Origin of the sequence: uncultured Methanobrevibacter sp., from assembly GCF_937906425.1 — an archaeon.
Lineage (GTDB): Archaea > Methanobacteriota > Methanobacteria > Methanobacteriales > Methanobacteriaceae > Methanobrevibacter.
On the sequence record NZ_CALCYR010000053.1, the window covers coordinates 1 to 8,862 of the forward strand.

Sequence of the window (8,862 nt, forward strand, 5' to 3'; positions counted from 1 at the left end):
AATTTTATATACTTATTTTATAATATAATTAAATATAATTAAAAAAATTAGTAATTATTAAAACAATTATTTGATATTTTTTAAATAAATCTTAATAATTGTTTAATTTTATAATTCATTGATGTGATAAAATGGTAGAAAAAAAATTTGATGTTGTAGGTATGCACTGTCCTTCATGTGTAATGGCTGTTGAACTTTCCATTAAAGATTTAGATGGTGTAGAAGACGCTAAAGCTAATTTAGACACTAACTCTGTTGTAGTGGAATTAGATCCGGAAAAAGTTTCTGACATTGATGTGGCTGAAGCTGTAGAAGAAGCTGGATTTGAAGTTAAATAAATGAAATAAGTTTTATTTCTTATTTTCTTTTTTTATTTAATTTCTTTATTTTTTTACTCTAGTTTTTTCAATTTATTTCTATAATTTAATTATTCTAATTATTCTAATTAATTAATTATTCCAATTATTCTAATTATTAATTAAACTGAAAATTTAACTAATTAATTTTAATAATTTGACTAATTATTCTAATTATTAATTAAGTTGAAAATTTGACTGATTAATTTTAATAATTTGACTAATTATTCTAATTATTAATTTTCTGGTTATTTTAATTTCCATTCTTTTTTTAGTGTCTTTTGCTTTTAATGGAATAGGAAATTATTATAATTTTTTAACTATTGTTATATTTATTGATTTTAAACATTATTAAAGGAGGGATTATATGGCTAAACAAAAAGAATTAGACATTCCTGTAGATGGTATGCATTGTTCATCCTGCTCACTTCTTGTTGAAAAGTCATTAGGCAAGCTTGATGAAGTGGATTCAATCAATGTAGACCTAAATACAAATAAGGCCCATATGGTTCTCAATGATAATATTTCTCCAGATTTGATAGATGAAACTGTAGAGTCTGTAGGTTTTACAGTTCCTAAGGAAGAACTTACCATTCAGATTGATGGTATGCATTGCGCTTCCTGTGTAAACAATGTGGAAAAGTTCCTTCCTCGCGTTGATGGTGTGGTTGAAGCAAATGCAAACCTTTCAAATCAAAAGGTTACAATCAGCTATTACCGTGACATGCTCAATCTTAAGGAGATTCAAAAAACCATTGAAATGCTGGGATTTGAATATCTTGGTCTTGATGGTGATTTGGATGTAATGGATGAGGAGGAAAGGTATCAAAAGGATTTAAGAGGCAAGCTCTACCGTATAATTGTCGGGCTTTTCTTTGCAGGAATCCTTATGGCAATAATGTATCTTAATATCATGGTTCATCCTTTAACCATGAACCAATTGTCACTTATAATAGCTATTTTCCCATTTATTTATGTAAGTTATCCGATTTTAAAGGCAGGTTGGAACTCCTTTAAACACAAAAACCTTGATATGGATGTAATGTATTCAATGGGTATTCTTGTAGCCTTTGTATCAAGTGTTTTAGGCACATTCAACATTGTTCTTGACTCAAGTTTCATGTTTTATGAGTCTGCTGTAATGCTGCCTTCATTTTTAACCATAGGCCGTTATCTTGAGGCAAGGGCTAAAAGGAAAACATCCTCTTCAATCAAGGAGCTTATTGGTCTTCAACCTAAAACAGCAACTCTTCTTACCTCTGATGAGGATGGAAACAGTGTTGAAAAGGAAATTGACATTGAAGACATTCAAATTGGTGACGTATTGCTTGTAAAGCCTGGTGAAAAGATTCCTGCCGACTCTACTGTAGTCGGTGGTGAAAGTTATGTTGATGAGGCAATGATTACTGGTGAACCTGTTCCTAAGCTTAAAAAGGCGGGAATTGATGTATTTGCAGGTACAATTAACCAAGACGGGGCCTTGAAGGTGGAAGCTCAAAAGATAGGTTCTGAAACTGTTTTGTCCCAAATCATTCAGCTTGTTGAAAAGGCACAAGGTTCAAAGCCTCCTGTACAAAGGATGGCTAACAAGATTGTGTCCTGGTTTATTCCTGTCATTCTTACAATTGCAATCATTGTTTTCCTATTGTGGTACTTTGTTGCAGATTCAGGATTGCTGTTTGCGCTTACATGTCTCATTTCAGTTCTTGTGGTTGCATGTCCATGTTCCCTTGGTCTTGCCACCCCTACAGCTGTAACAGTAGGTGTTGGAAGAGCTGCAGAATATGGTATTCTAATCAAGAATGGTGAAACCCTTGAAAGTTCCAAGGATGTGGATGTCTGTGTATTTGACAAGACAGGAACAATTACAGAGGGTAAGCCTGAAGTTGAGGATATAATCGCTTTTGATGGTGATGAGGAGACTTTCCTTCAAATCTTGTCAAGTGTTGAAAACAATTCAAATCACCCAATTGCAAAATCCATCCTAAACAGATTCAAGGAAAATAACCTTAAATTGGCAAGTGAGGGCAAGGAAGATCTTTCCATACTTGATGTTGATGACTTTGAAAACATTACAGGTAAGGGTTTAAAGGCTATCGTAGAGATTGATGGTGAGAAGAAAACCGTTCTTGCAGGCAATCTAAAGCTTATGGAATCTGAAGGGGTTTCAGTAAGTGAGGATGTTTTAAAGACATTTGAGGACTATGTATCTCAGGCAAAAACAACCATTGCATTGGCTGTTGATGGTAAGGTAAGTGGAATCATTACATTGATGGATAAAATCAAGACCAATTCCAAATCAGCTATTGATGAATTGCACAAGATGGGAATTGAAACCTATATGCTTACAGGAGACAATGAAAAGACTGCAAGTTCTGTTGCAAGTATTGTAGGCATTGATAATGTAATGGCAAATGTGCTTCCTAACGATAAGTTGGATAAGGTACAGGAACTTCAAAATCAAGGAAAAAGAGTCTTGTTTGTTGGAGATGGAATCAACGACGCTCCTGCGCTTTCTCAAGCTGATATCGGTGTTGCAATGGGCAACGGTACCGATGTTGCGATGGAAAGTGGGGATGTTGTTATTATGGAAGGAGACTTGGAAAATGTAGTTGCTTCCATACAGTTCTCTAAGAAGGTAATGACTAGAATTAAGGAAAACCTTTTCTGGGCATTTGCTTACAATATGATTCTTGTTCCAGTGGCAGCAGGTATTCTTTATCCAATTTGGGGCATTGTTTTCCGTCCTGAATGGGCAGGACTTGCAATGGCATTAAGTTCTGTAACCGTTATTAGTTTGTCCTTATTGCTTAAGGGATATGTGCCACCAATAAAAAGAGAAAAAAGCAGTAATTAATAGGGATTTATTAATTACTTCTTTATTATTTTTTTATTTTATCTTATTTAGATTTTAATTGTTTAATTTTTAATTTTTTTATTTCTTTATTCTTTTTTTATTATTTTTGCCTTGTTTAAATCCTAAAAATTTTAATAAAAATTTTCTAAAATAACGGATTAAAATAAATAAAATAAATTTTTAAAATAGTTTTTTAACAGATCCATTATTTTTAATTCTTATTCAAGGGATTCTTTTTATACTTGTTATTTATCTTATTTAATCCTCATTCAGTCTCTAATTAAAACATACTTGATTTTTCTTTTTATGGATTTTTTAGTGATTTTAAATCCTTGCTTTACAGTTTCAACACCTAATCTTGCAGTCAATAGTATTGGGATTATTTCAAGTCTGCCCATCCACATCAAAAGAATTAAAACCAGTTTTGGAATGGTGCTTAAGTTTCCATTAATCAGCCCGGTACTTAATCCAACATTACCTATTGTGGATGTGACATCAAAGAGTGAGTTAACAGGGTCATTTGTATAGAACAGGAGTATTGTCCAAGCCACAATCAATATGAAAAGATATAGTGCAATATAACTTGTGGCTTCACTCATTTCCCTATCATTCAATTCTCTTTTTCCTATTTTTGATTTTACAACATTTCCTTCAGGCCTTACAATTTTTCTTACTGTAATGTTTGTGCTTTTTAAAAATGTGATTATTCTAAGGATTTTTACAGCTCCAACTGTGGATCCTGATGAGCCTCCCATTATCATAAGCAGCATTATTGCTGTTAAGACAGGTGCGCTCCAGGATGCCAATTCGGCAGGGCTTGCAATGTTCGCCCCTGTTGTAGTTACTGCAGAGATTACGTGGAAAATAACGTTCATCGGTGCAATGTTTGAGATGAGTGCAATGATAATTGCTGAAAATATGATTGCAATTATCATGAACTGGAATTGAATGTCCTTTATAATTGATTTTCCCCTTGTCTTTATCATTCTATAATGGACTGTAAAGCTTGTAGCTCCTAAAATCATCAGAAACATTGTGATTATATAGATTATATTGTTGTTGTAGAAACCGATGTTTGCATTTTTTATTGACATTCCACCTGTTGAAATTGTAGTGAATGTAAGGTTTATTGAGTCAAAGAGAGGCAGTCCTGCCAAAAGATACAATATTATCCCGCAAAATGTATAAATCAAATAGATTTCAAGTGTTTTATTCATTGTATTTCTTATGTTTGGCTTTATTTTCTCATCCCTTGCCTCGGACTTGTATAATTTGTATCCTGAAGTTCCCGGCTTCATGATGATACTTATAAAGATAATCACTACTCCCAATCCTCCAATCCATTGTTCAAGGCTTCTTAAAAATAGGATTGAGTGGGGCAATGCTTCAACATCATTTATAAGGCTTAATCCACTCCCTGTCCATGCAGAGATATTTTCAAAAAAAGCATCCAAAAAGGATATGTCCAGAATAAGTGTCATTATTATGGCGGCTATAAGTCCTGCCCATAGCCATGAAACGCTTGATATGATCATTCCATGCTTTAGCTTAAGTTTTGTATAGTCCTTAAAATGTCTTGAAAGGAAGTATCCTATTAGAACTGAACAAATGCATGGAACTAATCCAAGAAAATAAATATTTTCCATATAAATTAAATCTATTATGAGGGGAACTGACAATATGATTCCTATGCCTTCCATAATATATCCAAGATAATGTAGGATAATTTTTATATCCTGTTTTGATAGGTGATTTATTCTCATTTTTCCCACCCTATGAATTGAACAAAGTTAATCTAATTTTGATTTAATTAAATGAAAAATTATTATTTGATTAAAAAAATGAATAGTGTTTATAGATTAACTGATTAAATATTTAAATTTTTCTTATATTTATTGTCCTTGATTTATTTATATTTAAATTATTATCAACATTTTTTAACTATAATGTATAATTATATACACCAAAGATTTAAATAGTACATTCAATATAGTAAATTATACAAAAATACATGTTTAATTTTTTATTTTCTGTTTATTTTTGAATTTTATAAAAAAATGTTGATGGAATTTTAATTTTTTTATTTTTTCAAGAAATTGTAATATTATAGAAATGATAATAAAATTTTAATAATCTAATTAAGGGATGGAGGAAAATGTTTTACCCAAATATAGAAGAAGTAAAAGAGATGGCAAAGGATGAGTCCTATAAAAGGATTCCAATTTGTTTAGAAATATTTTCAGATAGTAAAACTTCTATAGAAGTTTTAAGAAGACTTAGAATATTAAGCAATCACTGTTATATGCTTGAAAGTGTTGAGGATTCTAAAAATTGGGGTAGATACAGTTTCCTTGGATTCAATCCAATTCTTGAGTTAACCTGTCAGGATGGGCAGCTTAGAATCAAGGGGGAGTCCAGTTTCAGTGATTGTGAGCTTGAGGAGGAGGATGCTAAATGTTTTACATGCAATACAGATAATCCTGCCCATTACATTCGTCAAATCATAGCTGAAAACAAGTCTCCAAAGATTAAAGGCCTTCCTTCCTTTTCAGGAGGTCTTGTAGGTTATTTTTCTTATGATTATATAAAATACAGTGAACCTTCACTTGTTTTGGATGCACAAAACCAGGATGCCTTCAAGGATGTTGACCTTATGCTATTTGACAAGGTCATTGCCTTTGACAACTTTAAGCAAAAGATAGTTGTAATCGTCAATATGAAGGTGAATGGAGAAGATTCCAAATCCCTTGAGGAAAGTTATGATGAGGCTTGCAGGTCCATTGAGGATATAATCAATGTAATTAAGGCAGACAATATTGTAGATTTGTTGGATGAGAGCTTTTCTCAACAGCTAAGCAATAAGAAAACAATTGAAGCCCTTGCAAAGATGGAGGATTTGAAAAGCCTTGAGGAAGTGGATGCCTGCAGAAAGGAAATTACCAAGCATTTGCCTATAAAAATCAAGTCTGATTACAAATATCTCTTTTCAAAGGAAGAGTTCTGTGACATGATTGAAAAGGCTAAAAACTATATCACTGAAGGAGACATTTTCCAGGTTGTACTTTCAAACAGGATTGAGGCAGAGATTGAAGGAAGCCTGTTTGACGTTTACAGAGTCCTTAGAACAACAAATCCATCACCTTATATGTTTTATTTCTCAAGTGATGATATAGAGATAGCAGGTGCAAGTCCAGAAACCCTTGTAAAGCTTGTGGATAATCATGTATATACATTCCCTCTTGCTGGAACCCGTCCAAGGGGAAAGACTGATGAAGAGGATTTATTGCTTGAAAAAGAGCTTTTATCTGACAAAAAGGAATTGGCTGAACACAATATGCTTGTTGATTTGGGAAGAAATGACATAGGCAAGATTAGTGAAATCGGTTCTGTAAAGGTAAACCGTTATATGGACATTGTAAGGTTTTCCCATGTAATGCATATTGGTTCAACAGTTGAGGCTAATTTGAGAAAGGACTGTGATTATCTCTCTGCAATCGATTCCATATTGCCTGCAGGAACACTTTCAGGTGCTCCTAAGATAAGGGCATGTGAAATCATCAATGAGCTTGAGGACAATAAGAGAGGAATTTACGGTGGAGCAATTGGCTATATTGACTTAACCGGTAACCTGGACACATGTATTGCAATTAGAATTGCATTTGCAAGGGACAATAAGGTATTTATTAGATCAGGTGCAGGCATAGTTGCAGACAGTGTAGCTGAAAATGAGTTTACAGAGTGTATAAATAAGGCACAGGCAGTTATTGATGCTTTAAACATTGCAGACGGAGGAATAAGATAATTGGGTAAATGATTTTGGATAAATTTAGTTTTATTTTATTTAGCTATTGATTTTTTGAATTGTTTAATTTTATTCAGTTACTTGATTTTTATCCAATTCTTTTTATTTTATTTAGCTATTGATTTTTATTCAATTGTTTTTGTTAAGGTGATATGATGATTCTTTTAGTGGATAATTATGACAGTTTCGTTTATAACTTATACCAGTTTATTGGAGAGGCTTTGGCCAATATAAAGGGATATGATTTAGAGGATTCCAATGATTTGGATAAAATATATGAAGAGATAAAGGTTATTCGTAATGATGAGATGGATTTGGATGAGATAAGGGAATTAAATCCAGATTATATAATTCTCTCTCCAGGGCCTGGAAAACCTAGTGATGCTGGAATCTGTAAGGGTATTGTCAAGGAATATATTGATGGGGATGTTCCTATTTTAGGAGTTTGTCTTGGACATCAGGCTATTTGTGAAGAGTTGGGAGCCAGTATCATACATGCTAAGGAATTGATGCATGGTAAGACCTCTGTCATTTCATTTGAGGAAGATAAAATATTCAATGGATTGGATGAGAAGATTAAAGTTGCACGTTATCATTCATTGGCTGTTGATAATGATACAATTCCAGATAGTTTGGAGATTTTATCCAAGGCGGATGATGGTGAGGTTATGGCTGTAAAGCATAAGTCAAATAATATTTATGGGCTTCAATTCCATCCAGAGTCTGTATTAACTCCAGAGGGTCTTGTGATAGTTGAAAACTTTTTAAAAATAGCTTAAGCTATTTATTTTTCTTTTTTTCATTTTATATGATATTTATTTTTTATTTTTTTTTAGGATTTTTCTTGTTTTAATTTGTTTTAGATAAGTGGAGAGAGTTAATTCTGCTCTTAAAACCAATTCGCCACATTCAATAGCTCTATCTAATGCCATATTGTAAATCATCGGATTTAATCTTTGTAGCAAGTAGTGTTTAGCAATTTCTTTTATTACTTTAGCTTTATTTTTAACCAAAATTGAGTAATCATATAATTTAGTGGCATCTTTGGGCTGCATTGGAAGATTGAAATTAAGAATGACCTCTATATTTTTCTTGTCTTCAGTTGTTAAAACTGCTTCAGGTATTGAATTTGCAACAGGAACTAAATCTTTCATAATAGCATCTCCTTTTTTGTATTTATGTAAAAAAGTTTTTATCAAATTGATAATTCCGATAAAGATCAATATATTTACTTTATATTAATATTTTTATTATTAAATAAAAAAATTCCGTCTAGTCAAATATATAAATTATATATCGACCAAATTTATTATATTTTAATTATTAGGAAAAGTTTGGACTATCCTGAATTAATGGCGAAACATGTGACGAGAAATATAAAAAAATTAATTGATATAATATGTGATATAAAAGATGATAAAATAATAAAAAAAATTTTATTAGATTTAAAGAATGATTTTCATAATGAAATTTTAAATGAAAAAAATAAATTTAATTTTTATTGGAATGAGATATATAATAGTAGTTATAATTTTGATTTTGAAATAAAAGACGAAAAAGATTTTGATGAATATATTAATAATAAAATCAACATATATGAATTTAAAAATTATTTTAAACATAATTTTTTTTATAAACAAAAAAAAATCGAATTTTTATATTATCAAGAAAATATAAAGAATATTAATAATAAAAATGTAAAAAGTAACCAAAGTTATCCGTGGAATTTGGATTTTATTAATAATAATAATTTCAATATTAATGAAATTTATTATAATATAAATAAAATCGTTGATTAAATTATAAAAAGATATTTATAAATTTATAATTAATATAATTATAAGTAT

At 31.1% G+C, this 8,862-nt stretch carries 7 protein-coding genes; 5 read left to right on the forward strand and 2 right to left on the reverse strand.

Annotated elements, in window-relative coordinates:
* Positions 1–131: 131 nt before the first annotated feature.
* Positions 132–338 (forward strand): cation transporter, encoded by a 207-nt coding sequence (locus Q0138_RS01515; protein ID WP_297979961.1) that lies wholly within the window; start codon positions 132–134, stop codon positions 336–338.
* A 385-nt stretch (positions 339–723) separates the two neighbouring features.
* Positions 724–3,213 carry a heavy metal translocating P-type ATPase gene (locus tag Q0138_RS01520; protein WP_297979965.1) on the forward strand — a complete coding sequence of 830 codons (2,490 nt, stop codon included), beginning with the start codon at positions 724–726 and terminating at the stop codon, positions 3,211–3,213.
* 269 nt (positions 3,214–3,482) lie between these two features.
* Here Q0138_RS01520 and Q0138_RS01525 read toward each other — a convergent pair whose 3' ends face one another.
* Positions 3,483–4,976, reverse strand: a complete 1,494-nt coding sequence (locus tag Q0138_RS01525) for a TrkH family potassium uptake protein (RefSeq protein WP_297979969.1) — start codon at positions 4,974–4,976, stop codon at positions 3,483–3,485.
* A 392-nt stretch (positions 4,977–5,368) separates the two neighbouring features.
* Between Q0138_RS01525 and Q0138_RS01530 the strand changes: the two genes are divergently transcribed.
* Together Q0138_RS01530 and Q0138_RS01535 are read left to right on the forward strand one after the other, a co-directional pair.
* Positions 5,369–7,015, forward strand: a complete 1,647-nt coding sequence (locus Q0138_RS01530; RefSeq protein WP_297979972.1) for an anthranilate synthase component I family protein — start codon at positions 5,369–5,371, stop codon at positions 7,013–7,015.
* A gap of 155 nt (positions 7,016–7,170) precedes the next feature.
* The gene (locus Q0138_RS01535) at positions 7,171–7,794 is read left to right on the forward strand and encodes an aminodeoxychorismate/anthranilate synthase component II (protein ID WP_297979975.1); all 624 of its coding nucleotides are present in this window, start codon (positions 7,171–7,173) and stop codon (positions 7,792–7,794) included.
* Between the two features lie 36 nt (positions 7,795–7,830).
* Here Q0138_RS01535 and Q0138_RS01540 read toward each other — a convergent pair whose 3' ends face one another.
* Positions 7,831–8,169: a hypothetical protein gene (locus tag Q0138_RS01540; protein ID WP_297979977.1), complete on the reverse strand. Its 339-nt coding sequence runs from the start codon at positions 8,167–8,169 to the stop codon at positions 7,831–7,833.
* 198 nt (positions 8,170–8,367) lie between these two features.
* Here Q0138_RS01540 and Q0138_RS01545 point away from each other — a divergent pair, with 198 nt between their 5' ends.
* Entirely contained in the window at positions 8,368–8,814 is a 447-nt protein-coding gene (locus tag Q0138_RS01545; protein ID WP_297979979.1) for a hypothetical protein, read from the forward strand.
* The last annotated feature ends 48 nt before the right edge of the window (positions 8,815–8,862 follow it).